Annotated in this window: 24 protein-coding genes and 1 rRNA gene (1 of these 25 running past the window's edge); 16 read left to right on the forward strand and 9 right to left on the reverse strand. The window is 46.2% G+C overall.

Features of this window, described 5'->3' with window-relative positions; translation table 11 throughout:
* Positions 1 to 1,463 (reverse strand): 16S ribosomal RNA (locus tag P2A85_RS28735); it reaches 28 nt to the left of the window's first position.
* Between the two features lie 817 nt (positions 1,464 to 2,280).
* Positions 2,281 to 4,194, reverse strand: a complete 1,914-nt coding sequence (locus P2A85_RS28740) for a serine/threonine-protein kinase (RefSeq protein WP_377476867.1) — start codon at positions 4,192 to 4,194, stop codon at positions 2,281 to 2,283.
* Between the two features lie 315 nt (positions 4,195 to 4,509).
* Between P2A85_RS28740 and P2A85_RS28745 the strand changes: the two genes are divergently transcribed.
* Both P2A85_RS28745 and P2A85_RS28750 read left to right on the forward strand, forming a co-directional pair.
* On the forward strand, positions 4,510 to 4,992 hold the full coding sequence (locus P2A85_RS28745; protein ID WP_333341040.1) for a 2Fe-2S iron-sulfur cluster-binding protein: 483 nt from the start codon (positions 4,510 to 4,512) through the stop codon (positions 4,990 to 4,992).
* A gap of 53 nt (positions 4,993 to 5,045) precedes the next feature.
* On the forward strand, positions 5,046 to 5,516 hold the full coding sequence (locus P2A85_RS28750) for a phycobilisome protein (RefSeq protein WP_377476869.1): 471 nt from the start codon (positions 5,046 to 5,048) through the stop codon (positions 5,514 to 5,516).
* Between the two features lie 23 nt (positions 5,517 to 5,539).
* Here the strand turns inward: P2A85_RS28750 and P2A85_RS28755 are convergent, their stop codons facing one another.
* Together P2A85_RS28755 and P2A85_RS28760 are read right to left on the reverse strand one after the other, a co-directional pair.
* Positions 5,540 to 6,703 carry a pentapeptide repeat-containing protein gene (locus tag P2A85_RS28755; protein ID WP_377476871.1) on the reverse strand — a complete coding sequence of 388 codons (1,164 nt, stop codon included), beginning with the start codon at positions 6,701 to 6,703 and terminating at the stop codon, positions 5,540 to 5,542.
* Between the two features lie 137 nt (positions 6,704 to 6,840).
* Complete coding sequence (locus P2A85_RS28760) at positions 6,841 to 7,503, reverse strand: V4R domain-containing protein (protein ID WP_377476873.1); 663 nt, start codon at positions 7,501 to 7,503, stop codon at positions 6,841 to 6,843.
* Here P2A85_RS28760 and P2A85_RS28765 point away from each other — a divergent pair.
* Positions 7,502 to 7,639, forward strand: a complete 138-nt coding sequence (locus tag P2A85_RS28765) for a hypothetical protein (protein WP_377476874.1) — start codon at positions 7,502 to 7,504, stop codon at positions 7,637 to 7,639. The two genes, P2A85_RS28760 and P2A85_RS28765, sit on opposite strands and share 2 nt — an antisense overlap.
* Here P2A85_RS28765 and P2A85_RS28770 read toward each other — a convergent pair.
* From P2A85_RS28770 to P2A85_RS28780, 3 genes are all read right to left on the reverse strand, one after another.
* Positions 7,614 to 8,087: a phycobilisome protein gene (locus P2A85_RS28770; protein WP_377476875.1), complete on the reverse strand. Its 474-nt coding sequence runs from the start codon at positions 8,085 to 8,087 to the stop codon at positions 7,614 to 7,616. The genes P2A85_RS28765 and P2A85_RS28770 overlap by 26 nt on opposite strands.
* 280 nt (positions 8,088 to 8,367) lie before the next feature.
* Positions 8,368 to 8,634, reverse strand: a complete 267-nt coding sequence (locus P2A85_RS28775; protein ID WP_371118069.1) for a hypothetical protein — start codon at positions 8,632 to 8,634, stop codon at positions 8,368 to 8,370.
* A complete protein-coding gene (locus tag P2A85_RS28780; protein ID WP_377476876.1) occupies positions 8,631 to 9,332 on the reverse strand; it encodes a V4R domain-containing protein in 702 nt (233 codons plus the stop codon). Before P2A85_RS28780 ends, P2A85_RS28775 begins: the two co-directional genes overlap by 4 nt.
* Positions 9,333 to 9,778: 446 nt before the next feature.
* On the opposite strand from P2A85_RS28780, the gene P2A85_RS28785 reads away from it, so the two are divergent.
* The 4 genes from P2A85_RS28785 to P2A85_RS28800 all read left to right on the forward strand — a co-directional run bounded on the left by P2A85_RS28785 (position 9,779) and on the right by P2A85_RS28800 (position 14,315).
* Positions 9,779 to 11,638: a caspase domain-containing protein gene (locus tag P2A85_RS28785; protein WP_377476878.1), complete on the forward strand. Its 1,860-nt coding sequence runs from the start codon at positions 9,779 to 9,781 to the stop codon at positions 11,636 to 11,638.
* Positions 11,639 to 12,331: 693 nt separating this feature from the next.
* A complete protein-coding gene (locus tag P2A85_RS28790; RefSeq protein WP_371115374.1) occupies positions 12,332 to 12,625 on the forward strand; it encodes a hypothetical protein in 294 nt (97 codons plus the stop codon).
* A gap of 514 nt (positions 12,626 to 13,139) precedes the next feature.
* Complete coding sequence (locus P2A85_RS28795) at positions 13,140 to 13,391, forward strand: TIGR02450 family Trp-rich protein (RefSeq protein ID WP_340524720.1); 252 nt, start codon at positions 13,140 to 13,142, stop codon at positions 13,389 to 13,391.
* Between the two features lie 249 nt (positions 13,392 to 13,640).
* The gene (locus P2A85_RS28800) at positions 13,641 to 14,315 is read left to right on the forward strand and encodes a hypothetical protein (protein WP_377476879.1); all 675 of its coding nucleotides are present in this window, start codon (positions 13,641 to 13,643) and stop codon (positions 14,313 to 14,315) included.
* Between the two features lie 97 nt (positions 14,316 to 14,412).
* On the opposite strand, the gene P2A85_RS28805 is transcribed toward P2A85_RS28800, so the two are convergent.
* Positions 14,413 to 14,652, reverse strand: a complete 240-nt coding sequence (locus tag P2A85_RS28805) for a hypothetical protein (RefSeq protein WP_377476880.1) — start codon at positions 14,650 to 14,652, stop codon at positions 14,413 to 14,415.
* On the opposite strand from P2A85_RS28805, the gene scpB reads away from it, so the two are divergent.
* On the forward strand, positions 14,621 to 15,136 hold the full coding sequence (gene scpB / locus P2A85_RS28810) for an SMC-Scp complex subunit ScpB (protein ID WP_236508362.1): 516 nt from the start codon (positions 14,621 to 14,623) through the stop codon (positions 15,134 to 15,136). The two genes, P2A85_RS28805 and scpB, sit on opposite strands and share 32 nt — an antisense overlap.
* Positions 15,137 to 15,178: 42 nt before the next feature.
* On the forward strand, positions 15,179 to 15,526 hold the full coding sequence (locus P2A85_RS28815; RefSeq protein WP_377476881.1) for a DUF760 domain-containing protein: 348 nt from the start codon (positions 15,179 to 15,181) through the stop codon (positions 15,524 to 15,526).
* 123 nt (positions 15,527 to 15,649) lie between these two features.
* On the opposite strand, the gene P2A85_RS28820 is transcribed toward P2A85_RS28815, so the two are convergent.
* On the reverse strand, positions 15,650 to 16,867 hold the full coding sequence (locus tag P2A85_RS28820; protein WP_377476882.1) for an HhoA/HhoB/HtrA family serine endopeptidase: 1,218 nt from the start codon (positions 16,865 to 16,867) through the stop codon (positions 15,650 to 15,652).
* Between the two features lie 527 nt (positions 16,868 to 17,394).
* On the opposite strand from P2A85_RS28820, the gene P2A85_RS28825 reads away from it, so the two are divergent.
* The 7 genes from P2A85_RS28825 (at position 17,395) to P2A85_RS28855 (ending at position 24,901) form a co-directional block, all read left to right on the forward strand.
* Entirely contained in the window at positions 17,395 to 18,828 is a 1,434-nt protein-coding gene (locus tag P2A85_RS28825) for a hypothetical protein (RefSeq protein ID WP_377476883.1), read from the forward strand.
* 231 nt (positions 18,829 to 19,059) lie between these two features.
* On the forward strand, positions 19,060 to 19,572 hold the full coding sequence (locus tag P2A85_RS28830) for a hypothetical protein (RefSeq protein ID WP_377476884.1): 513 nt from the start codon (positions 19,060 to 19,062) through the stop codon (positions 19,570 to 19,572).
* Positions 19,556 to 20,050, forward strand: a complete 495-nt coding sequence (locus P2A85_RS28835; RefSeq protein ID WP_377476885.1) for a hypothetical protein — start codon at positions 19,556 to 19,558, stop codon at positions 20,048 to 20,050. Before P2A85_RS28830 ends, P2A85_RS28835 begins: the two co-directional genes overlap by 17 nt.
* A 253-nt stretch (positions 20,051 to 20,303) precedes the next feature.
* Entirely contained in the window at positions 20,304 to 20,855 is a 552-nt protein-coding gene (locus P2A85_RS28840) for a hypothetical protein (RefSeq protein WP_377476886.1), read from the forward strand.
* A gap of 179 nt (positions 20,856 to 21,034) precedes the next feature.
* A complete protein-coding gene (locus tag P2A85_RS28845; RefSeq protein WP_377476887.1) occupies positions 21,035 to 21,484 on the forward strand; it encodes a hypothetical protein in 450 nt (149 codons plus the stop codon).
* Between the two features lie 130 nt (positions 21,485 to 21,614).
* Entirely contained in the window at positions 21,615 to 24,413 is a 2,799-nt protein-coding gene (locus P2A85_RS28850) for a DUF3854 domain-containing protein (RefSeq protein ID WP_377476888.1), read from the forward strand.
* A gap of 140 nt (positions 24,414 to 24,553) precedes the next feature.
* On the forward strand, positions 24,554 to 24,901 hold the full coding sequence (locus P2A85_RS28855; protein ID WP_377476889.1) for a hypothetical protein: 348 nt from the start codon (positions 24,554 to 24,556) through the stop codon (positions 24,899 to 24,901).
* Positions 24,902 to 24,925 lie beyond the last annotated feature (24 nt).

Here is a 24,925-nt window from a genome sequence, read left to right on the forward strand (position 1 = left end):
GTACGGCTACCTTGTTACGACTTCACCCCAGTCATCAGCCCTGCCTTCGGCATCCTCCCCCTCGAAAGGTTAGAGTAATGACTTCGGGCGTGGCCAACTTCCATGGTGTGACGGGCGGTGTGTACAAGGCCCGGGAACGGATTCACCGCAGTATGCTGACCTGCGATTACTAGCGATTCCGCCTTCATGCAGGCGAGTTGCAGCCTGCAATCTGAACTGAGGCAGGGTTTACGGGATTAGCTCTCTCTCGCGAGTTGGCTGCCCTCTGTCCCTACCATTGTAGTACGTGTGTAGCCCAGGACGTAAGGGGCATGCTGACTTGACGTCATCCCCACCTTCCTCCGGTTTGTCACCGGCAGTCTGTTTAGAGTGCCCAACTTAATGATGGCAACTAAACACGAGGGTTGCGCTCGTTGCGGGACTTAACCCAACATCTCACGACACGAGCTGACGACAGCCATGCACCACCTGTGTTCGCGCTCCCGAAGGCACTCTGGTGTTTCCACTAGATTCGCGACATGTCAAGTCCTGGTAAGGTTCTTCGCGTTGCATCGAATTAAACCACATACTCCACCGCTTGTGCGGGCCCCCGTCAATTCCTTTGAGTTTCACACTTGCGTGCGTACTCCCCAGGCGGGATACTTAACGCGTTAGCTACGGCACTGTCCGGGTCGATACAGACAACACCTAGTATCCATCGTTTACGGCTAGGACTACTGGGGTATCTAATCCCATTCGCTCCCCTAGCTTTCGTCCCTGAGTGTCAGTTATGGTCCAGCAAAGCGCCTTCGCCACCGATGTTCTTCCTGATCTCTACGCATTTCACCGCTACACCAGGAATTCCCTTTGCCCCTACCATACTCTAGCTGTTCAGTTTCCACTGCCTTTCCGAGGTTAAGCCCCGGTCTTTGACAGCAGACTTGAACTGCCACCTGCGGACGCTTTACGCCCAATCATTCCGGATAACGCTTGCATCCTCCGTCTTACCGCGGCTGCTGGCACGGAGTTAGCCGATGCTGATTCCTCTGGTACCGTCATTTTGTTCTTCCCAGAGAAAAGGAGTTTACAACCCAAGAGCCTTCTTCCCCCACGCGGTCTTGCTCCGTCAGGCTTTCGCCCATTGCGGAAAATTCCCCACTGCTGCCTCCCGTAGGAGTCTGGGCCGTGTCTCAGTCCCAGTGTGGCTGATCGTCCTCTCAGACCAGCTACCGATCGTCGCCTTGGTGGGCTTTTACCCCCCCAACTAGCTAATCGGACGCGAGCTCTTCTTCAGGCTATAAATATTTTTCCTTTCGGTACATCGGGGGTTAGCAGTCGTTTCCAACTGTTGTCTCCGTCCTGAAGGTAGATTCTCACGCGTTACTCACCCGTCCGCCACTAATGTATTTCTACACCCGTTCGACTTGCATGTGTTAAGCAGACCGCCAGCGTTCATCCTGAGCCAGGATCAAACTCTCCGTGTTGTTGAGTTTTTTCGGCTCATCAAGCTCTTTTTCGGCGACTTGGACATTTCTGTCTCAGTCCCTTAATTTGACCTTGACATTTTTCTCGTTGTTTGCGATATTGAGTTTAGCTCTCGCTTTCACTCTCTATCTGTTAATTTTTTGACGAGGTTAATAGTGCTTTAAGCTTTCAAACTATTCTTTTTTCTAGGTTCGGTTTTTACCTTCCGGTTGTGGTTCAGTGAACCGCTTCCCTTCCGGCGCTTTATTAATATACTTATTCCGCAAGATGTTGTCAAGCGTTTTGTGAAACTATTTTTGAGTTTTTTTTGAACCTATACACTGTAAGGGTTTAGGCTCTTAATTCCAGCTCCGACATCCTCCGGCTGACTCCTTTTTCCCAGAAGGAGTCTTTTTTTTGTCTCTGTGGGGGATTGTGGGCTCTGGAGCTACCACCCATAGCTAGAATATTTTTACGTTTAGATGATGGGGCTTTCTGAGAGTAGAGGTAAGGCAAAGTTAGAGCGTGAGGCTGCATCGTGGGATTAAGCATGACAGAAGTAGGTTTGTGAAAGAGTCATATATATAAGTTGTGTCAGTACAGATGCTTTTAACCTGGAGACCTTCGACTTTAGTGATGGATGTGGGCGTAGGCCCGATCGCCCGATCGCCAGTTATCTGATTCAAAATAGAGAAATCCCGCCAACACCGTACTTGAAGCGCGCTAGAACTGGCAGACATCGATCGCCAGCAACCGCCATCTCTCTAAATGAAAAGGGCGAAACACCTTCAGTTACCGCACCGAGGCGCGGTTGATGGGTCGATCCGAGCTTGCCTATTATTTACCCTCTGCAACATCTATATCTAAAAAGTGCAGGTGGCTGCCTCCCTCGGTATTAACCCCAATCACCAAACCTTTCTTCCCCCAAGGGGCGATCGCCTTCGGTACAGCGGGCCCACTAAAACTCCCTACTTGAATTCCTTGAGTGTTTAATACCACCATCTGCCCCCCAACATCTGCCAACACCCATCCCCAATTAGCAACACAAGCAGACACCGGGAAACTGTCAAGGGGAAGTCGCGCCACTTTTAAAGGCCACAATTTCATCAACAGCACAGCCGCTTTACCACCATGGGGAATTCCCAACAAAGTATAAGGTTCAGGTGTCAACACCAGTTGCCCGACGCTCGCCGATAACTGAACAGCACCAACTGCCGTGCCACGACGAGTGTAAACTCTGAAAGTAGTTTGGGGATTTTTCGGCTCGTTATCGGGCCAGATAGCTAAGACGTGTCGCCGATCCAAAAACATTAACTCTGGCAAGTAATGTTCTGGTAGGGCAACAGTCGCAATCGGTGGTTGGGCTTTTTTCCGATCGCCCCCTGAGTTGTTTGCACCTAAAGAATAAAAGCGTAGTTCCCCCGGAACAGCTACTGTCAACCAACGCCCATCAGAGTCAACAGCAGCTTTACAACCATCTGGCCCTTGCCGGACACCTAGATCCAGTAAACACTCAGACTCCCAACTAGAATCGCTCAGCCAGTAAAGTTTTTGTCCAGAAACAACGCAGCAGCCGTAGGTTGTTGGCAAAATGTCGCGTACTGTATCCGGCATTGATATAGAAATTTCGGTTTCTCCTGTAACTAGCTGATTTCCCGGCTGACACCACACTTTTATCTCTGTACCCACAGCAGCGTAAAGATAGGTTTCAGTAGCAATTAAAGTTGTCAGCCCACCAGGAAGTATCACTAGCTTTGACTGGGAGAACGCATAACCCGCAGTCTGAAGTAAACTAATCGGAGGCTCCGATATTTTTGCCTCTGGGACTTGTAGCCCCGACTCAGTTTCCGAATTCAGACTTTTGGATTCACTGGTTTCGGGATTTTCCCAAGGAATAATGCCGTCTCCCAATTGCCTCACAGCGGGGTCGTACATTACCAGCCGCAGCGCTTGAGCCATTTGGGAAGCACTGGCAAAACGGCGGGCGGGCAGCTTTTCCAAAGATTTTTTGACTATGGTTTGCAACGGTTCCGGCATTGCATCAGGCAGTTGCAAACGTTGATTCAGGTGCGCCCACCTCAAGTCTCCAGGTGTTCCACCAAAAGGTCGATAGCCCATTAATAACTCAAACAACAGAATTCCCACTGCATATATATCTGACATGGGAGAGTAAAGACCATAAAACCGCTCTGGAGCCATATAAGCAGGGGAACCTACGGTAGCGTCGGGAGAAATTTCTTGGTGGAGGCGGGTAGTCCCAATTTCTGGCAGTCGGCGGGCGATGCCGAAATCTGACAGCCGGGGCGACCAACCTTTGGAACCTAAAGTCAGGAGGATATTTTCTGGTTTGATGTCGCAGTGAACTACGCCTCGACGGTGAGCGTAGTCTAACCCAGCTAGCACTCCCATAATGATCTGCAAACCTTCAAGCAGTCTTAAGGGACGGTCTTGTTTAAGCAAGTTGCGGAGGGTTCCTCCCTCGCAGTAGTCCATAACTAAGTATCTGCCTGTAGCTGTGTGTTCTAGGGCTCGGCAGGTGACAATGTTAGGATGCTGCAAGGTAATCAAGAACCACAGCTCTCGCAAGAATTCGCTAGTTGGGGCTTTTTGATGGCTGAGTTCTTTGAGAGCTACCAGTTGACTGTTGAGGCGAGAGTCTTTGGCGGGCGTTTCTCGAACGCTAGCACAAAAAACTCGACCAAATTGTCCTTGTCCGACTAGCCCTAAAATACGGTACTTAGAATTTTGCATCAGTCTAATTATAGAAAAAGCTTGAGCTAGTATTAAAATATGTAAAGAATTCTGATCCAATTCAAATTTTGAATCGATCGCCTGGTACTGCCTATGTTATCTCAGGTTTAGTCTTAGCCTCCTTGAGATAGATCGCACCGTTGCATCTACTCAAATCCTTAAGTCTCCGATTCAGTATAAATCTTCCCGGATTCGCGTGCTGGATCTAAAAGGGAAATCAGGAGTAGAGAAGAGATCTATCTATGAAAAAACCCGCTTTCACAGAGCTAGTGCATCAGTTATTCAATACTCAACTTGACAGGATGAAACATCAATATGGTTAAAATTATTAAACTAGACCCAATTGCCGAAGAAATGGCAGTCGAAACGCGATCGAATATCCTGTCTGCCTTACTTTCCAAAGACTTAGACGTTCTCAAGGAATGCGGAGGCAGGGGGATGTGCGCTACCTGCCACGTCTACATTAAAGAAGGCATGGAAGGCTTGTCTGACATGAACCGTCGGGAGAGGAGGACGCTGGAGGTCATTACTACAGCTAAAGCCAATTCGCGATTAGCTTGTCAGGCCCAAATCATGGGCGAAGGTGTAGTCGTGCAGTTACCGGCCGGGATGTACATTAATGCTATTGAAAATGTGGAAGCTCTCATCGGTCGGCGAGCTCAGCAAGATTTGTTACATCCAATTACGGGTCAAGTAGTTGTAGAATCGGGAAAGTTGATCACCCGCTCGATCGTCACTCAGCTTAATGAAACCCGCTTCCAAGTAGGACAGTATTTAGTTCGCACTAAAGAAGCTTAAAACTGATATGTTGGTCTTTTACCAGCTATTACAATACCACCAAAAAAAATCCTATGCTAAGTCAAATGTCGCGTTTAAGTGTGGAAGCCGATGGACGTTATGCATCTGCGGCCGAGCTCCAATTTTTGAAAGACTACTTTCAGTCTTTGAACCACAGGATGAGTGCTTATAAAAAAATTCAAGCCTCTGAAAAAGAAATTCTTAGCCAAGTGGAAGCGCAAATGCAGTCTATAGACCCAAATATATTTCGGCGGGGGTCTCAAGATGTGACTGCCAAATGTCGCCTAGATGCTGCGATGGTTTTGAGGCACTCGGCTGCTGCACTGTTAATTAATGATACTGAACGGTTGCGCGATCGGCTTCTACTTTGGCTCCAAACTATTTTAGGCCCTTTTCACGCTAAAAATAGTTCGTCTGTGACCTACGATGTCATGAAAAAGGTGATCAAACAACATCTCACTACTGAAGAAGCCAACCTATTTGTGCCAATTCTGGACATTAACCGCAGTATATTGGGCAAATAATCCCTACAAAACAGCTAGTGAATTTAATGGTAAATTTTACCATTGGGGAGAATTGTTTCCATCAGTTTTACTCCCCTCAAATCAGCCTCGGTGAGAATTGCTCCTCGAAGGTTGGCTCCAGTCAAATCAGCTTTTCGTAAGTTTGCCTTACTCAAATTAGCTTTGGTGAAGTCAACTTGATGGAGGCAAGCATCAGAAAGGTTGGCATTGATCAAGTAGGCTTGACTAAAGTTAGCTTTGGTGAGGTTGGCTCCACTCAGGTTAGCTTCCATGAGATAAGCACCGCTAAATTTGGCTTCGTTTAATAATGCTTCTGCCAAATTGATTCCGGTTAAAAGTTTCCGGCTTAAGTCTATGCCGCTGAGGTCGGCTCGACTGAAGTTGACACCGCTTAAGTGGCTGCCATTCAAAGTAATCTTTCTGAGATGAGTGTTACTCAAATCAGCTTTGGTCAAATTCGCTCTGTTCAAGCAAGCTTCCGTCAGGTCTGATTCGCCCAAACACGCATGATTTAAATAGGCTTCCGTCAGGTTTGCTCGCCGGAGATTAGCTTTTAATAGGTTGGCTTTGGTTAAATTGGCGCGGGTCAAATTCGCTCCAGCTAGGTTGGCTTTGGACAATTCTGCTCCGGTGAGGTCTGCTTCACTCAAGTCTGCGTCTTTGAGACTGGCTAGAGTCAAGTTTGCATCTTTAAGGTTTGCCTGGTTGAGGTTAGCTTTAATCAGATAGGCTTTATGGAGAATAGCATTGGTGAAAATAGCCTTGCTGAGGTTGACTGCACTCAAGTCGGCACTGGTGAGATTGGTTTTGATTAAAATTGCTTCGCTTAGGTTAGCCCAATTCAGGTGAGTTCCTGATAGATTGGCCTCGGTGAGGTTGGCTCCTGTGAGATTGGCTCCGCTCAGACTTGCACTCGTCAGGTTAGCTCCGGTGAGGTTTGCTCCGCTGAGATCGGCTTTGCTGAGGTTTGCCCGACCGAGATGAGCTTTAGTGAGGTCGGCTCCGCTGAAGTTAGCACCGATTAAGTATGGTCGAATCTGGTGTTCGTTCAGGTTGGACAAAGTAAGAGTCGGAGCATCGCTGGATCTGTATAAGTCGATGCTACTTAGGACGATGCCGCGCAGGTTTGCTTGTCTAAAATCTCTTTCGCCTGCTGCATATCGATTTAGGAGTTCATTGGCATCCATTGAGATTGACACCTAAGTTTGAGGTTGTTGGTAATTTGAAAAGTTATAAATTTAGAGAATAATTATGATTTTCAAAACCCAACCTAACCTACTCGATCTATTTGAGCAATGCTATAGCTATAGAGCTATAAAATAAATTAATTCTTTTGAGAAAGTTGAGTCATAATACTTTCGTGGTCTTGTCCTTCTTCCACCATAGAATTTCCGGCTTGGAGCCGATCGCGCAAACCTAAAATAAAACGGTTACAATCAGAACCCAGGGATTCACAGGAAGTTTGCAAACAGTGGAGTTCTCGACCTGTAAGTTGAGTAAAGAAGGAACTTAAGATACCTGCTTCTAAAGAACAGGCTGGTAGCTTCGACTTAGGCGCTGTTTTAGCAAACAGAGAGTTAGAAATTTTTACTACTAGAAACCCCTGGTCGGAATAGGTGGAGTCAAGTTCAAATGTTCCCCATCCGTGGCTTTTCCAACACTGTTGTAGGCACTGAATAAATTCTACCATTTCCATTTCGGAAACTGGCTGACCGTAGTAATCGCTGACTTCTTCGCAAAAACGCACGTAAAAGTTTTTGCCCCACCAGCGACCGCAGTTGAATAGCACTAGGCGGGAAGCTTGACCGGTTTCTTGTTCTAAGCCGATGTAAATTGCTTGAATCAGTGTTTCTGGAAGTGCTAGGAGCCGATCGCCCCGGCGATTTTCGAGCAAGCCTAGCTCCAAGTCTCCTCTGACGTAAGCATCCCTGGCAAAGTAGTTTCCTGGAACTCTGGGCTGTTTAAGTAAGTCTGCAATGTTAATCATGGGAAATTGGGAGTTGGGAATTGGGAATGGGGAATGGGGAATGGGGAATTGGGAATTGGGAATGGGGAATGGGGAATTGGGAATGGGGAATTGGAAATTGAGAATTTTGTTTATTGTTTACGATCGGGTTCAATAATCAGTGACTCGGCTTGGTCTAAAAATGGCTGCAATATAGCGCGGGCTTGCTCGGAAAGTAGTTCTTTCAAACGCTCTTGCAAAAGTTGGCAAACGGTTGCTTGTATCTTGTGAGTTTGGTGGGCTTCAACAATGCCAGAAAGCCAATCGAGGAGGCGTTGTTCGATAAAATTGCGATCGTTCAACAGCATCGCCATAGCGCAGTATCGTAAGACTAGGAGCCAATTTTTTAGGGTTGTTTCTAAGATTTCTGGTTTTTCATCTGGGAAGGTTTCTTGTAGCTTATTTGCTACTGGTTGGAAGATGCTTTCTTCTTTGTCTCGCAAAAATTCATAAATTTTTAAGCGCTGGGAGAGTATGGCAGCTTGACGCTTAAAGGCGGTGATTTCTTCGGCTTTGAGAAAGCGATTTTCTGCCTGATTTAGAAGTGCTTCAATCTCAGGGTGCATAATTTTAAGTAAGTGGTAGAAGGAAGAGGGAAAAAAGTCCTTCGACTGCGTTTATCCTGCCCTTAGACGAAGCTGAGCCAGGGCTGCGTCGCTTCGCCCAAGGGTAGCCGAAGGCTTCAGGAACCCCATCAGGCAGAAAGATGGCACTGTTTATAAATCAATATAACAGGGCTATCATTCAAGTTTTTGTTAATTTCCGGTGCTTCGGAAATCTTACTTGGTGCTAGGGAAGAGCCGTAATTACAAAAAATGACTTTTACAACTTCCATTTAGGTAAGTATTAAAACAAATCAAATAGGTCGTCAATGGTAACTTCGGCACTTTCATTAACCGAAATTACTGGCGATGGTGGTGGTGGGGGCATGGCGCCTACTTCAGGAATTCCTTCCCAAGAAATAGCCCGAAAAAAGTCTGATACTGGCATGGTAAAACTTAGTAATTTACCATTTACATATCCAGTCTCTGTTTCTAAGGGTTTTCCTAGCCAATTGTAGTTACCAAAGAATTCTTGGACAGATTGTTTTAACCAAGAAGTTTGACTTTTCATCGCAATCTTTCACCATGTTGGATTCGATTTTGAATGTCACGGGCGTTGGCACCTTCGTTGAGCCAGAATGCTGCGGCATCTATTTTGTCTGGGTTGCCCAGCAGGAACTTGCAATAGGTTTCTCCCATTGAGTAACATTGGAGTTCGATGCAACTCAGAGGCTTTTTGACTAGAGATCCGAAGAAACCGGCAAACAAACCGGCGTAAAGGTGACAAACTGGTTTGCCCACGTCGCCCAAGGTGCGAGCAACTGCTGAGTCAAAGAGGTTGATGAAGATGCAGCCATGCTTGCGATCGCTCATGTCTACTTCCCAGCGGCCCCAACCTTGAGCTGTGAACGGCCACCACCAAGTTTCTAGTAGAAACATCAGATTTGACTGGCGAATGTTCTGGCTGAATTCGGCGCTGAACCATTTTTGAAAAAATTCGGAATCTTGGAGTCCCCACTGGCAACCAATAGTATACATGATCACAGATGAAGCAGGACCGACTTCTTCTTCTAGTCCTTCTACCAAACCGATGATGAAGTCTTCGCTGGTAAAAATGTTGCGCGACTCATTCCAGTCGTTAATTGTGCCTCCAACGCGATCGAAGGCAAAAAAGTCTTGAAACCTATAGTGGTTGTGACTTTTGGGATGCTTTTGTTTCAGGAGAGACTGGGTTGGGACGGAGATTTCTTGGTTGGGGGTATAGACCATTGGTGGGTTACTCCTGATTTGGTAATATTGATTGGGTCAAATTTTTGGTCTTTTGAGTCACTCAACTGAGAAGACTATTGGACTAGCTTCTGTATCTAATTTAACGTGGTTTTTCCAAAGACACCGAACAAAAGTTTTTAAGGTAACACCAGAAGTTAAAATTATTGTGGGAGTAATTTTCAAATCTTAGATATCTAATCTACTTGACGAAAGTCGGGTTAAGGTTGAGGAGCTATGTGCTATCGTTTTGTGCAAGCTGTTTAATATCTAATATATTTAGCTGAGACCCCCCATATATTTAGCTGAGACCCCGCAAGGGAATTGTAGGTGCTTAAAACCGCCCGTGCGATGCCCGCTCGCGAAGGCGAAGGGTAGTCGAAGGGTCAAAGGGTCGTTTCCAAATCAGGGCATTAGCCACGTTTGTTCCCCACTTACCGAGCTTTTTTATGAAACATCACGCTTGTATTGCCATAGGCATAAATCAATATCAGTTACTTCAGCCTTTGAGCTATGCCCAAGAGGATGCAGAGGCAGTCTACACTTTCTTGGTTGAGGAGGCTGGTTTTTCTAAGGATGGATGCCTGCTGATGACGGATAGTTCGCCGTCGCTGTGGGGTAACTCAACCTATCCGAATCGGGAAAATATTCTGAAGTTGACGGAAAATCTCTGCGCCGAACACTTGCAACAGGGAGATTTACTGTGGTGCTTTTTTAGTGGCTACGGTGTCAGTCACGAAGGGAAAGATTATTTGATGCCGGTGGATGGGAACCCCGCTGACATTCAGGGTACGGGGATTCCAGTAGAGTTGCTTTTGAATACTCTGAAAAAGGCTCCTACTGAAACGATGTTGGTGTTGGTTGATATGAACCGGAGTCAAATCGTGAAAGCTGGGGAAACTATAGGGGTTCAAACTGCGGATTTGGCGCGGAAGTTGGAAATCCCCACGGTGCTTTCTTGTCGGCCGAATCAAGTTTCGCGGGAGACTTCTGCTTTGCGCCAAGGGTTTTTTACGACGGCGCTTTTGGAAGGGCTGCGATCGGGACAGTGTATGACTCTTAAGGGCTTAGACCGTTTTTTGAGCGATCGACTGCCTGAGTTGTGCGATCACCATTTGCGTCCAAAACAGGAACCTTTGATGGTGGTCAATCCTCCGGGAAAAGCCCATTTGGTAATTTTACCGGATGTTGCTGGGGTAGCAACTTCTGCTTTGGCGGGACGCAATGGCAGTATGACGGTTGATGCCGAGAGTAATGGTTTCGATCGCCCGCTAATGGGTGCGGCGACGGCTCAAATGGATTTACCTCCTGCTACTGGTAACTCTCAAGATGCCCAAACTGAGCCGAGTCGGACTCCTGTGCCAAATGTTGCTGGGTCTGCTGACAGGGGTGGCGATCGACCTAACTTGCAGAAGCCTGAAGATGTGGATAATGGGGCTTCGGACAAGTCGTTTTTGCAGCAGCTAATTTTGTGGAGTGGCGCTACGGCTATAGTTCTGCTGTTGGGTGTGTTTGTTACGAATAGGTCTATTTTCATCGGTCAGCAGGAAGGAAGCCCCAAATTGACGGCTGAGAATGCTCCCAAACCTTCGCCTCAAAAGTCTGGGCTAAAGCCTGTAACTCCTGGTGCTGGAGTGTCCCAGAAGCAACCCCTGGCTGTATCGGTAGACACTGCAAGTAAGCCCAAGCCGCAACCTTCTAGCCAGCAGGTTTGGGCTGAGGCGAAAACTTTACTCAAGAATGGTTCGGCTTCTAGTTTTAATAATGCCGTCAGAAAGGCTCGTTCGATTCCGCCTACAGATCCACTTTATCCCCAGGCTCAGCAGGATATTGAGCGCTGGAGTTTAACGATTTTGGATATAGCTAATGGGCGGGCTGCTAGGGGTGATTTCCTGGGGGCGATCGAGGCTGCTAAATTGATGCCTGATGCTAATAAGCCGATTTACAATCAGTCCAAAGAGGCGATCGTTCAGTGGCAGGATCTATCCAAGCAACAGCAATTAAATACTGCTTTGATATCTGCTGCTAAGACAAAAATCAAGCGAGGCGAGGCATCTTCTTATAGTAAAGCTATCGAGCAAGTTAACAAGATTCAACCCGGTGAGCCGAAGTATGAAGAATCTCAGCGTTTGACAGGAGAATGGAGCGAAACTATCCTGAAGATTGCTCAATTGCGTAGCTCTCAAGGGAAGCTTAAAGATGCTGTTGAAGCTGCGTCATTAGTGCCATCTGGTACCAAGAGTTATCAGCCAGCTCGGAAGGCGATCGCTGATTGGAAAAGCAAGCTGAAACAGAATAAAAAAGGTTGATTTAGGTACAATTATTCAGATTAGAGTTATGAATTGTGAGGAAATTAAGTAAAATTTCTAACTCACAACTCATAACTCTAATTTTAGTTATTTGAGCTTGTCTATCCCAACGCCCGACTATCAAGGGGCGTGTTTTTGTATTATAAATATTCCTAAAAGGCTATCAATTGCTCGATTGTACCTCCTATGAGAGATCGAAAGGCTATAATTTCTTACCATATAGGGAAGTCTAACAGACTCCTTCCCTCTTGGTTCTTCCTTCTTCCCTCTTCCTTCTTTCTTAGAAAAATGCTGGGTTATGGTAGTACCAGTAACAACACGTATGTCTTAGGTTATAGTTCAACCCAATTCATGTTGACGGATCTAAAAAACACAGGTTAAGCTGGCAGTGTCTCTCTGTAAAGGGGTCCATCGCTTTTCCAATCAGGGGTGTAAAATCCGGGGGGTCAAGCAGCTAGAGATAGTGTTGAACCAGGGCAATTGAGGAAATCAACATTAGCACTAAGTTCTGCTGTCTGGCTAGATGGGATCAAAAATTGTAACAGTTCTTAACTATAAAAAAAACTTTCAAAATTGCTAGTATAGTGACACTTTTGTTAGCAAAAACAGATAAAGTAAATAAAGTTGGCTAGCTTTACACACCACAATCCTCACCTTGGGGATCTGGAATCGATTTGATTCATAGATAGTGGTTTGAGAGTTACAATTGGAATCAAAGCATCGCTATTTAACAGAGTTCTCTACTTACTTTTACTTTCAGCTATGAACGTGGATTTTATCAAAGCCCAAGTCAGGTTACTACAGGGTGCAAGTTCATCGGAACGAGAAACCCTTATTAAAAACATCGGCGTCTGTGCTGGCGTTATCAGACCCGGAGAGTATGTGACTCCGCAGCGGAAGCACGCTATCACTCTCTGGTTGCAAACAAATGCTGTTAGACTCCGGCTACCCCAACTTCCTCTGGATTTGTCGGGACACAAGCCTTAAGAAAGATCGACAGAGATTGAAATGCTGTTCAAAATTTAGCTAAACTTCTGTTGGAAAAAGTAAAGCAAGTTCTGCCTGATGTTGAGACTGTGAAATCCTAGGAGGCGACTCCCCATAGTTAAGCAGTGAGAAAACATCAACTTACAGCGAGTAAATGCTGGTTAAGTTTCACAGAACGGATTATTGCTCAAAACCATAACCTGTGTTAATTGCTTTTAGATTGGAGATTCACGATTTATCTAATTTTGGATGAATTTTATATGTGTGGATCGGCTCGAAAATAATCCCTATTCAATAGGTATAAATATTTACCGGGGCAGAAATTAAACTGCCCCATACTTTTGAAAAAGGAGGGGGGAGTGTTGGCAAATCAATATAATAAACTGCTTGATTGACCTGAAATAATTTAGTTGGATTGAACGGCGGAATAAATTATATATTTTATGGCTATGGCTAAACGGAGAGACTTATTGAATTTAACTTGTTTCATGACATATTGATAGACAAAAAGACTGTGCAAAAAAAACAAAAATTTCCTTATTTAGTTGGTTCCCGATGGACAGCAAAGCAAAAAACTTGGGGGTGGCGGCATTTTCAAGTAGTCAACCGAAAAAACCAAGGTAAATGGGTATTTGCAGAAATGGTGGCGGCTTGCGATTCAAATGTCCGTTTCTGGCTGAATTCCGAACAGCTCAAAGATCGATCGCTGTGGCAAGCTGGATGGCAGTCCACCCAAGAACTAGAGGATTTAGAAGTGGCAGATTGACACTCCGGCCGCGTTTACGCGCAGGGATTCTTTTATAAAGCCCTCCTCCAAGGACGGGGCTTTAGACCCAATTTTCGGGTAAAATATTTGAGAAGAGAGGGCCTAGGGCTTAGGGCATGGGACTTAGTTAGTTCCTTTTCATAGAAGCAAATAAGGCTTCCCATTTGCACTCTCGTGTGCTTGGATAAGAAGTCTACAGTATGAGCACTTTCAAACTAAAGCTTGGTGGATAAGCAAAGGCGTAAAATAATGAAAAAAACTGTATCAGTCTTCGTGTGTTTGTTAATTACTGCTACATTGGGAGTTGGGGTTGCCCAACTGTCGATCGCCAATCCAGGAGTAGATCGTAGCAAAAATCAAGCGGCAAATATTGCAGAACCCGCAGCGGACTTATCCAATTTAGTCATTCCTTTACAAGACTTACCTCCGGGTTTTACAGAGCTTTCATCTGGGGCTGCAAATTTCAAAAATCAACTTAACCAGAACCCTAACTTTAAGCCAGCAAGTGTCTTCGCTTACCAAAAAATTGAGGAGAAGCAGTTTCAATTGCTGATCGGATTTACAACGCAACTGTCGGATTCGATGAAACGAGATCAGTTTGATGAGGAAATCAGTGCTGGGACTGCGGCTAAGGAATTCTCTCAAGGGTTAAATAGTAACAAAGAAATGCAGTTTACGAATCCTACTGCTTTAACTTTGCAAGACAAAAGTGGTGAGGTGTCCGCTGGCTGGAGAAGTCAAGGAAAATTACAAAATATACCAATTAATGTAGATTTTGCTATATTTAGGCGGGGAAAAATAGGGGCTTTTACGGCAATTATGTATATCGATGGTACTCAGCCAACTTTCACCATTAATGATGCAGCGCGCAAACTCGACAGCAGGATGATGGAATTGAAACCTGATTTAACTAAACCGCAATAAATGTGGCATTGAAATCGGTACAAAATGGTGTTTATTTTGAGTTATAGTTCTAGATGTGAATAGGTAGGAAAGCATCGTGCTAATGACATGAATATGGTTATTCCCAATTGCCAATTCCCAATTGCCAATTCCCCAATTCCCAATTGCCAATTCCCCAATTCCCAATTCCCCAATTCCCAATTCCCCAATTCCCAATTCCCAATTCCCAATTCCCCAATTCCCAATTCCCCAATTCCCAATTCCCCAATTCCCCAATTCCCGATTCCCAATTCCCAATTCCCCAATTCCCGATTCCAGATTCCCTAATGACTCGTTTAGCAACTACAATAGAAGCCATACTTTACCTAAAAGGTCAGCCCGTATCGATCGCAGAGATTGCGGAAATTGCCAAGTGCGATCGCACCGATGTCGAAGATGCCATCATCGAACTGATGTCGGACTCTGCTCACCGTGACAGTGCCTTAGAAGTGGTGGAAACACCTACAGGATACAGCCTGCAACTGAGAGAAGAGTTTGCCAGTTTAATGCAAACTTTGATACCTCCCGAATTAGGTATTGGAGCTTTGCGGACACTAGCGGCGATCGCCCTCAAAGGTGGCATCGCTCAGCCAGACTTAGTTAATTTAAGAGGTTCAGGTGCTTACCAACAAGTGCAAGAACTTGTCGAACTCGGTTTTGTCCGCAAACGACGACCAAGCGAAAGCCGCTCCTATTGGCTACAAGTTACCGACAAATTTCATCGGTATTTTCAAGTAGATCAATTGCCCAAACAACTACAAATTGACTTTCAGGCAAATTTGTACCCAAGCAATGACGAGTAGTTTAAACTAGAATGTAACAAGCCAGAAATTAAGAATCGCCAAATGGTTTTTCACCCTGACTTTGACCGGGACAATGCCAAACAAGCTACAGACAATCCACTTTTGAAGTACCTCCAACACCAATCCCCAGAGGTTTTAGATCGCGTTGCCAAGTCCGTCAGCCCAGAGATCAAAGAGATTATCTCTCACAACGTTCAAGGACTTGTAGGCATCTTGCCTTCAGACAATTTTAGCGTGCAAATTACTACCGACCGAGAAAACTTAGCGGGTTTGCTGGCTTCAGCGATGATGACTGGCTATTTTCTCAGACAAATGGAGCAGAGGATGCAGTTAGAAGAAAATTTGGCAAGCACCAGCTCGATTAAACCAAAGTCTGCCGACGGCAAATAAAAATTTGAACTGTTTGGGAAAGATGTTTGGAAAAAATCAGGATCAAACATGGGTCTAGTGCGATCGGGTATGAAAGTCATTCAAACTAAACCAAGAATCAAATTCATCCTCGATCGCCTGCGACTAGCCACCAGTCGAGTTTCCTGAAATGGGAAAAGCACCAGGACGCACTTTAACTTTCTGAGTTTGACCCTGACGATTGATTTCCATTTCCAGTTCTTTGCCTACAGCAGTATTTTCCACCCTTTCTTGTACGTCCCCTGGATTATCAACCGCAATTCCGTCAATTTTGGCAATCACGTCTCCCGGACGCAGGCCTGCTTTTTGAGCGGGGGAATTTTCCACAATGCGGGTCACCGCTACGCCTTTATCAAGGGAAATCTTAGCATTTAGCTGTTTGTTGACTTCTGCCTGTGTGGCGGGAGTCAAGCTCACCATTTGAATGCCGAGATAGGGATGTTCCGCTTTACCTTTGGCGAATAGCTGATCGGAAACTCGTTTGGCAGTTTCGATGGGAATGGCAAACCCCAAGCCCTGAGCATCGGCACGAATGGCAGTGTTGATGCCGATGACCTCACCTTGGTCGTTGAGTAGTGGGCCGCCAGAATTGCCGGGGTTGATGGCGGCGTCGGTTTGGATAAATCGGACTCGTTTGTCGGGGATGCCTACTTGGGAGCTCGATCGACCTGTAGCGCTGATAATACCGACAGTGACTGTATTGTCAAGACCCAAAGGATTGCCGATGGCGATCGCCCATTGTCCGGGTACGATATTATCCGATCGACCCAAAGCCACTAGAGGCAAGTCTGAGGCATTAATTTTCACCACAGCCACATCTGTCAGCAAATCGACCCCCTGGACTCTACCCTCAAACTCTCGGCCATCTTTGAGGGTAACTTTCACAGTCTCACTGCCGGAAACAACGTGAGCATTAGTAACTATCCGGCCATCAGAAGTGAGAATAAACCCCGAACCTGTACCCCGTTTAATTTTTTCTTCCGGTACTGGCAAATTATCGCCAAAAAACCTGCGAAACAAAGGATTTTTGAAAGCTTCCGGCACTTGATTGACGACTTTGCTTGATGCGTCAATCCTGACCACAGCCGGGCCGACTTTTTGGGCGGCTTCTGCAATAAAATTGGAATTGCCGCGATCGGGCTGTCGATCGGATGGGACTGGAGCAGACGCATAGGGCGGGATTTGTTGGCGTACCACGGGCAAAACCGAGCCAGTTTCCAGACCGTTTGGGCTTTGGAGATAGCGATTTCCCAACCATCCCATACCTCCACCGATCGATAGCAATGTCAGATAAAGGGTCAATTGTTTAAAAGATAAACTCATAAGAAGCTCCTGATACGTTTGGAAACTCAGTCACCAACAGTGCTGAGCTACTTACTTAACAACTCCCGTCGGATACCCAGAGGCTTTATAATACCTAGCCACAACTTGCCCAGTCTACATTTAGCTGGACATTGGTAATTTTGGTGTTTATTTCTTGTTTCATCCTAGCGTTAAACCGGAAACTTGTATGTCTCTGAAGTTCTAGAAGCAGTTTCAGCTAGAGCAGCAGGAGCCTGACGCTAGACCGCTTCGGCTAGCGTCAATCGATGGGGAACAGCTCAAGCTAAGCAATGGGTGAAGATTGCCTCCAAATAGGAGACATTTTGGAGACAATACAAAAGACATACAAAATGAGCACGGAGGGATTTGAATCAAAGCCTCGCTCTTGAATTACGAATTTCCGTCGTTCTAGGCATTTTTTGCACCCACTCTGAAAGTCCTGTTTTTGATTTGAGCGAACACTGAGCGACTTGCTGTAGGCTGAGTGCATCAGTCAAACTCAGCACTATCAGAGTAGGGAGCGAAAGATGAGCGAAAAGTCTAATCCTGTCACTGTAAGTACCACCGCAGACTACCTTGTTGGTTACGAGCGGATTCTAGACTACTTCAAGCAAGCACAGAAAGAATGTCCCAAGGGCGTAGGGCTAAAAAGAGACAGGAAGGGTAGCGGTGGTTACATAACACTGCAATTCAAGTTAGGTAACAAGCGGGTCAACAAAACCTGTGGTTGTTACCTGACGATGCAAGGTATTACTGATGTTCTGAGGAAGGCCCATCTAGTTGCTAGCGCTCTACAATCGTTCTCTAGCGAGAGTCAGTTTTTAGATTGGTATGACGATGTTATTTTGAACAAAAATGTGATCAAAAATGATTTGATGACGTTTGGTGAGGCCATAACAAAAGTAGAAAAAGAATACTGGGATGGGCGTACTAAACGCCGTCAGCAACGTGACAGGAATAATGCTAGTCATCAAAGTTCGTGGGGATGTGTTTACGGACAGTATTTTAAACTGTTGCCTGGTGATGCCATTGTAAATTCGGCAGATATTTTATCTATTATTTACACCAAAAAACAAGGCACTAAATGCTTTAAAAACTGTTTGTGTGCAATGAGAAAACTAGCTGAGACTATTGGCGATACTGAGTTGTTGTGCAAGCTGAAAGAAATTGATGGTACGCAAACAGAATTTAGAGAAGACCTTCAAACTTTATCAGTCGATGACTTTTTGAACCTTCGCAATCAGGTTCTCAGTGTTTCGGGTGACAAACGATATCATTTGGAATCGCGTAAAAGGTGGCTATGGGTATTTTCGATGCAGATGGTGTATGGTTTTCGGGTTCATGAAGTCTTTGCTATCCAGAATATTGACAAACCATTCAAGACAAAAGATGGTGTTACTATTCCGGCACTAATTGAACCGAATAATATAAAAATGATTGCCGTGGTCGGTGATAAGACATTACTAGACACGACAACAAAGACTGGCTACCGACTGTGTGTGCCAATGCTTCCCCCCACTCATCCTGACTTAATGGACTGGCTAGAAATTAAGTCTGGTAAACTGCCTGAGATTGGGACACTATCAAGTAACTCAAAGACAATTGCTGGACTATATAGTGACCGCGCACAAAATATATTGAGAAGGTGGGATAAAGGTTTTACCCAAACTCACGCATTACGCCATCTGGCTAACCTTAATGGTCAAATGGCGGGGATGTCTCAGGAAACAAGGGCTAAAAGTTTAGGGCATTCATTACAAATGAATGAAACAGTTTACAAGCGTCGTGCCAATACCGAAACGACAATTAACTTACTGACTCAATCCACAAAGGAAGCTATCCCTTTAAGTAGTGCAATTGGGGTTCTGAAACAGCTAGGTAGTGACGTGAAAAATATCAAACTGCTAGCCGCTATTTACGGGATTACACCCGACGAAGTGATGGGGTTACTCACCGAATAATTATCGACAAAACTTTACAACCGAACTGTTGACAGTTTGCTGGGAAGCTGCGATCGTATGTAACTAAGGAAGATTGATGCGCGACTGACAAGCACTTACAATGCTAGCCAAGTCACGACTTCCCCAAACCGTTTATCTGCAACGTTTGGAGCCTATAAATTATGCCACTTTCAGCCGATTGTCTTTGCGGACGATCGCAACTCTTAATGATTGAGTTGGCGGGGTTTTGCCATGACTGAACCCCCCATCAGCCACCGTCGCATTGACAAGCTCAAAGCGATCGCCTACGACCGCGGTTTCACCAATGAAGATGCCAAACAGTTCGGGAAACTCAGCAAAACTGCCACATGGGAGGCATTGCTAGAACTGTACCTAGTTGACGGTGAATCCCTTGAGACGGCGACTGTAGACAGTGTAGACAGTGTAGACACCAATAAAGTTGCAAGTGTAGACAGTGTAGACAAAACGTCTAAACCGCTTGACTTACAAGCTGTAGACAGTGTAGACACCCTCGACTGGACTAATGACGGTTCCTTTCCCGTCTGCAACTTTACCCGCCACAATTCCACATTCTTTGACTGGGTTGATTTTGGACAACTCATCGCACTTGTACTCGCTTCTGTGGGGGTATTTGTGCTGGCTATGTCCATGTGGCGACAAATCAACCCACTCAATCTATTCCCTAAAATCCGCATCAACATTCAAATAGGAGCCGAATATGGGACGCATGAACAAAATCTTTAAAAATGACGAAAAATCGGGCGGTTTAAGCCATGGTAGCCACGCTATTAACCATTCCACCGTTTTAGCCCCAACCAGTGCCGACGCAATCAGTCCGCTAAATCCGGGCAAGTTCGCAGCAAGTGAACGCTCAGTCCCCATCATCGAAAAACCCCGCTACTTCACAGAAGAAGAAGCCGACGCTATGAAGGCGCTAGCAAAGGAGAAAACTGAGGGCGCACGTCACGCCAAACGGGCTTATGAAGCTGCTGGCAAGATTGAGGAAGCCGATGCCAAGGTCCACAAACACCACCGCAAATATGAGGGTGTCGTAGCTGACAACGAACTCGTAAAAAAGCGCGCCGACGCACGTCTGGGTAAACACTTGCACGGCTTGCGTCCTGCTTACGCTCGATTAGGCATGGGTTTAGAACAAGCAGCTAGTAATGCCGAAAGTCGCATCAGCGAAATTAAAGCCAAGCTACAAGGGACAAAACCATGAGCAGGGCGATCGCACTTTTTAACACTTTTGTGAGTTGTGCGATCGCTTCCAGTTTCCTCTGCTGGATAGCGTCGCTCAATTTTAGACTACAGATTTTGGTGAGAGCCTTGTACCTAGTCCTAGTTCTGTGTTGGGTTCTAGGCTGGATACTAGACGACTGGCTGTGTTTGAAATTCCGCATCACACTCCTGGACCTGCAAGGGATTTTGGTTGCCGGGATAGCCGCTGTTTTATTCGGTTTGGGGGTGATGTTATGCAGATTTTGAAGGTTTGCGCGTTAACAACCTCTGGGTTAATCCTCTGGCTAGCACCGCCGTTCACCCTCAGCCGTAAAATTCCGCTGCACAATTGGGTCACTGGACTATCTCTGGCAGGCGGTTTTGCTTGCTGCTTTGAATCTCGACGGATTGCCCTCAAACTAGCTCAAGCCCAAGAGTTTGAGTCTATGCGTGAGGCTGTTGTCGTGGCTGATGCTGTTGATGAATTGGCTACCAGTGCTTATGTCTCCGAACAGCAGCGCCGGATGGAAGCCGAATCTATCCTAAACACGGTGGGTTCTGAACAAGTGGAACACCTAGAACGCTCTCTAGCCCTAAGTCACAGCCAAGATGACGGCTGGAGTTCTGAACGTTCAAATCAACTAGCCGAGAACGCCGATTCAGAACTTTTAGAACGGATTCTGGAACTACAGGCCAAGGGCTATGGCAAGGCAAAAATCATCCTTGAGTTGTGGGGCGTAACCAAGGGGGGTAGTTCTAAGTACAAAGCTGCTGAGGCTGAGTATAAGCGCTTGGTTGGTGAGTAAGACGGATGTATCGCTTTGTGCTGATTTTGGAAACCTATCATGCTTAACAACAAAATCCGTCCGAGATTTTGAACAAAATCCCCTTTGACTTGTTGGTGCTGAAATCCTTTCTGCAACTCGCTCGTCTAGTGCTTTTACCTTTAAACCCGACGAGTGAGTTTTGACACGTATTCGGTTCGTTGCCGAGACAAAAACCGTCTGAAATTGTCAAGCGCAATTTATCAATTAAAATGTTCGACATGGATGTGAAATGTATTTACGGGTTCATCGAGCGAGTCAAGCGCTGTCTCAAGCCTTTCTGGAATAGAGAGGCCGGAGAATCTCTTATGGAGTTTGGAGAACGCAGCCGAGAATGGCATCCGAGAAAGATGAAATTCTGGAAATACATTTGTTGCACAGTTCGGGCGCATATGTTGGCAGAGATAAAGCATCTCATTAACAAGCAAGAGAAAACTCCCAAAACTCGCATTGAGCTTGCCAAGGAACCTGTAATCAAAGACACCGACATCCAGTTGCCTGTTCGAGCAACCGATCGGGCCCCTCCGCTCTTCCCAATCTTTGTCCCATTACCTGACGCTGAAATAGGTGGCTGTGCTCGCAACGACAGCTTAATCGCACCCGCAATCTAACCCGCGGGGCGGTTCCTCCTGTGTCCTAAATCTTCAAAAAAAGTAAACGCCAAAAAACCGCTGTCTCTAATTGGAACCTAGCGAACAGCGGTCTTTGGTACATAAAGCGTCTTTTAGAGGCGCTAAAACCATGACTAAATCATACCCCACTGGGGAAAATTCCGCATTCCAAAATTCAACTTTTATCAGCCCAAAGCACCTTACCGAGTGGGTTGAAGGTTCAGTCGTATCAGAAGCGATCGCACGTCTCAACATCGAATCGCTAACCGCCAAAGAACTTAACGAACGCATCCAGCCCAAAGACCCCATCAAAACTGATGGCTGGTGGTGTCGCGGTGTTAATTGGCGGACTGGTGCACGCATGGGCAACTGTTACGGACAGGGCAAACCAGACAAGCCACATCAACCAGAAGGCTCTAAACCGCGCAAGTATCTCACAACGAGTGGCGGTGAACCCGATGCCATCTTTCTCTCAATGCCAGACAGACATTACTGGAATAAGGCTTGGAACGACAAGTCCATACCACGTCATTGGACGGAAGGAGCAAAAAAAGCTGGTGCTGGTTTGAGTCTTGAACTTGCTGTCATTGCGCTTACAGGGGTATGGAATTGGGGCAAAGACGGGGAACTAGCGCCCTTTGTCAAGGAGTGGGCACAGCCTGGAACTATCCACTACATAGACTTTGACTCCGACTATGCCAGCAACCCATCTTGCCGTACAGCCATTTTGAAGTTTGCTCGCTTACTAGAGGAGTGTGGATGCGAAGTACACATCACAGTTTGGGGCAGTCAGTTTAAGGGCATGGATGACTTCATCAAGGCTAAGGGTGGCGAGGCTTTCAAAGAAGCTGTAGCCAGCGCACCAACTCTAGCCAAGTGGGAGAAAGAACTCAAAAAAAGTGATCGCAAAATTGACTCTTTAAACCCTAATAATTCTCTAACTCCTCACCCGCGCACGCGAGAAGATGTAGTATGTTTGTCGTCTAACAGTAGTATAAGTGACTACATTCCAGACACAGCGCCGACTCCAGAGTTGAATTACGCACAAAAAGCCATTGAAGCGTTGTATTCAGGCACGCATTGGGTGTCGATAGGGGGACAACTTTTTGAGTTCACCGGCACCCATTATGAGTTGAGGTCTGAAGCCACTGAGAGGCGACGCATCCTGCACTGGCTGAGTACCTACTCTGAGTATGTGAAAGGGAAATACCGTTGCAACCGCGCCAATTCTGCCAGCGTCAATGAGGTTTATAACTATATGGTTTTGGCTGTGGCAGTTGACCCCAATACCATTAATCCCGATGGTTTGAACTGTGCCAACGGCGTTGTAAAGGTCAATTCAGATGGCACTCACTCGCTTGTACCGCATAACCCTAATCAGGTCTATACCTATGTCGGCTGCAAGTATGACCCCAATATTGACCCGACAGATTGCGATCGCCTTTTGGAGTGTTTGGAGCCGTCGCAACGAGAGATTTTTCTGCGGACTGCTGCTGCTGCACTCAACCTAAAACTTGTGCGCTCAAAGTTGACGGGGCGGGGGGTAAAAGGTTTGCTTTGCCATGGGGAAGGCTCTAACGGTAAAGACACTTTGCGCGCCGTCCTCGCAGCCGTTTACGGGAATGGGATGACCGGGAAGTCTTTGTCTGATTTCAAATCCTATGACACTGGTCGTAAGTTCACTCTGGCGGGGATTGAAGGAAGTATCTGTAATTGGGCTTCTGAAAATACGGCAAAAGTAGACCTAGACGGTATTCAGAGTCTCAAGCAATATATAACAGGAGACCCGATCGACGTTGAGCGCAAAGGTAAGGATAGTTACGAGTACAAGCCGACCGCTATCTTTTTTGCCAATTGCAACAAACTGCCTTCTATCACCGGGGGGACGGCCGCAATTGATGACCGTTATGGCATTCTGAGGTTTGACAAGACTTACGCCCGCAACGCTATAGCCTCCGAGGGGCAACTAGAAGCCGACCCACGGTTTAAGGATGACGAAAAATTTATTCTTGAACGAGTCGCCCCGGCGATGCTCAATAAATTGCTAGAACGTTTGCCATTACTGCTGTCCGAAGGTATCGATTACAAGGCAACCAAAGACGCAATGCAGAAGGCTCAAGAGGAGAGTCGTCACTTATGGCAATTCGTTCGTGATGCTGGTATTGAGGTACAAACTGGTGGCCGTATCTATATCAAGGACTTGTGGGAGCGATTGCTCGACTGGTATCAGGAGACGGGGACGCTGGAAGTCGAGGTGGGTGACGACAAACGTAAAGACAAGCTGATTTGGCATGACTTGCCCAACAAATACGACACGCCAGTGAAAGCCATAAATCAAGTGTTTGCAAGACTTTCAGAGATTTTTCCTAAGCTCCAGAAATTACGTTACAACGAGCGAGATGAAGTAGACAGGAGAGGGCAATGGTATCTTTCTGGAATTGGTTTTGGAGCAAACTTTGAAAAAAGTGCAAATATTGCTTCGCCAGCTTCGCCAGTAGATGTAGAGAGCGTTACAGCTTCGCCACTTGCTTCGCCATTTAATTCTGGCGAAGCAAGTGGCGAAGCTAGAAGTCTTATGCAGAGGGCTGGCGAAGCTGGCGAAGCAGTTTTGCCAACTTTTTCAGAAGTTTGCAATTTACTCTCAAAACTCACGTCTAAGTTCACTGATGATGAACGGCAAAAACTGGCAGAAATACTCACTCAACCTCAACCGGAACAGCCAACACCTCCAACACAGCCCAAGCGCGTAACCCTCAAAAAAGGTGTGCGAGTCCGCTACGTGGGTAACAACGCTGGCTGCGTAGCACAGTACGGAAAACTTGACCTTGTGGTTGATGAGGTTAAAAACCACCACGTTTGTTGTCTGAAGCCTGATGGCAGTTTTACGACTTGGCTCAACCCCCAAGACTTAAGGGCGATTCCTGACTAGGCAATGACCAAGGACTGACGGCTAAAATCTTATCCCCCTTAATTGGGGGATTTTTGTGTCTACAAATTTTGTAGACAAACTGTTGACACTGTAGACATCAATCGGTTATTGTAGACAAAGAATGTTTACAGGTGTCTACAATGAGTCAGAGTCAAGTTGTATCCTTCAGAGCATCCGGTCACTTTCTTAACTGGATAGAAGCCCAAAGGCTAGAGGGTGAATCGGTAAGTCAAGCTGCACAACGTATTCTCAAGGAAATATCGGGAGTGTACGGTGACTACAAGCTGTATATAACTAGCGGCAATCCTGTGTCTACGCTTCCCGCCGATGTGTCTACACTTCCCGCCGATGTGTCTACAAAAAACTCTCATGATGTCGTGTCTACAAACATTGTAGACATTGTAGACAAGGCTGTAAGTTCAAGTCTTGACCCTGTGATGGAGCGGATGGCCGCCATTGAGGAACGGCTGGGAAAATTGAGTGCCTGAGTGACGGCAACGATGAATCACTCA

This window comes from Microcoleus anatoxicus (assembly GCF_042465725.1).
Taxonomy (GTDB): domain Bacteria; phylum Cyanobacteriota; class Cyanobacteriia; order Cyanobacteriales; family Microcoleaceae; genus Microcoleus; species Microcoleus anatoxicus.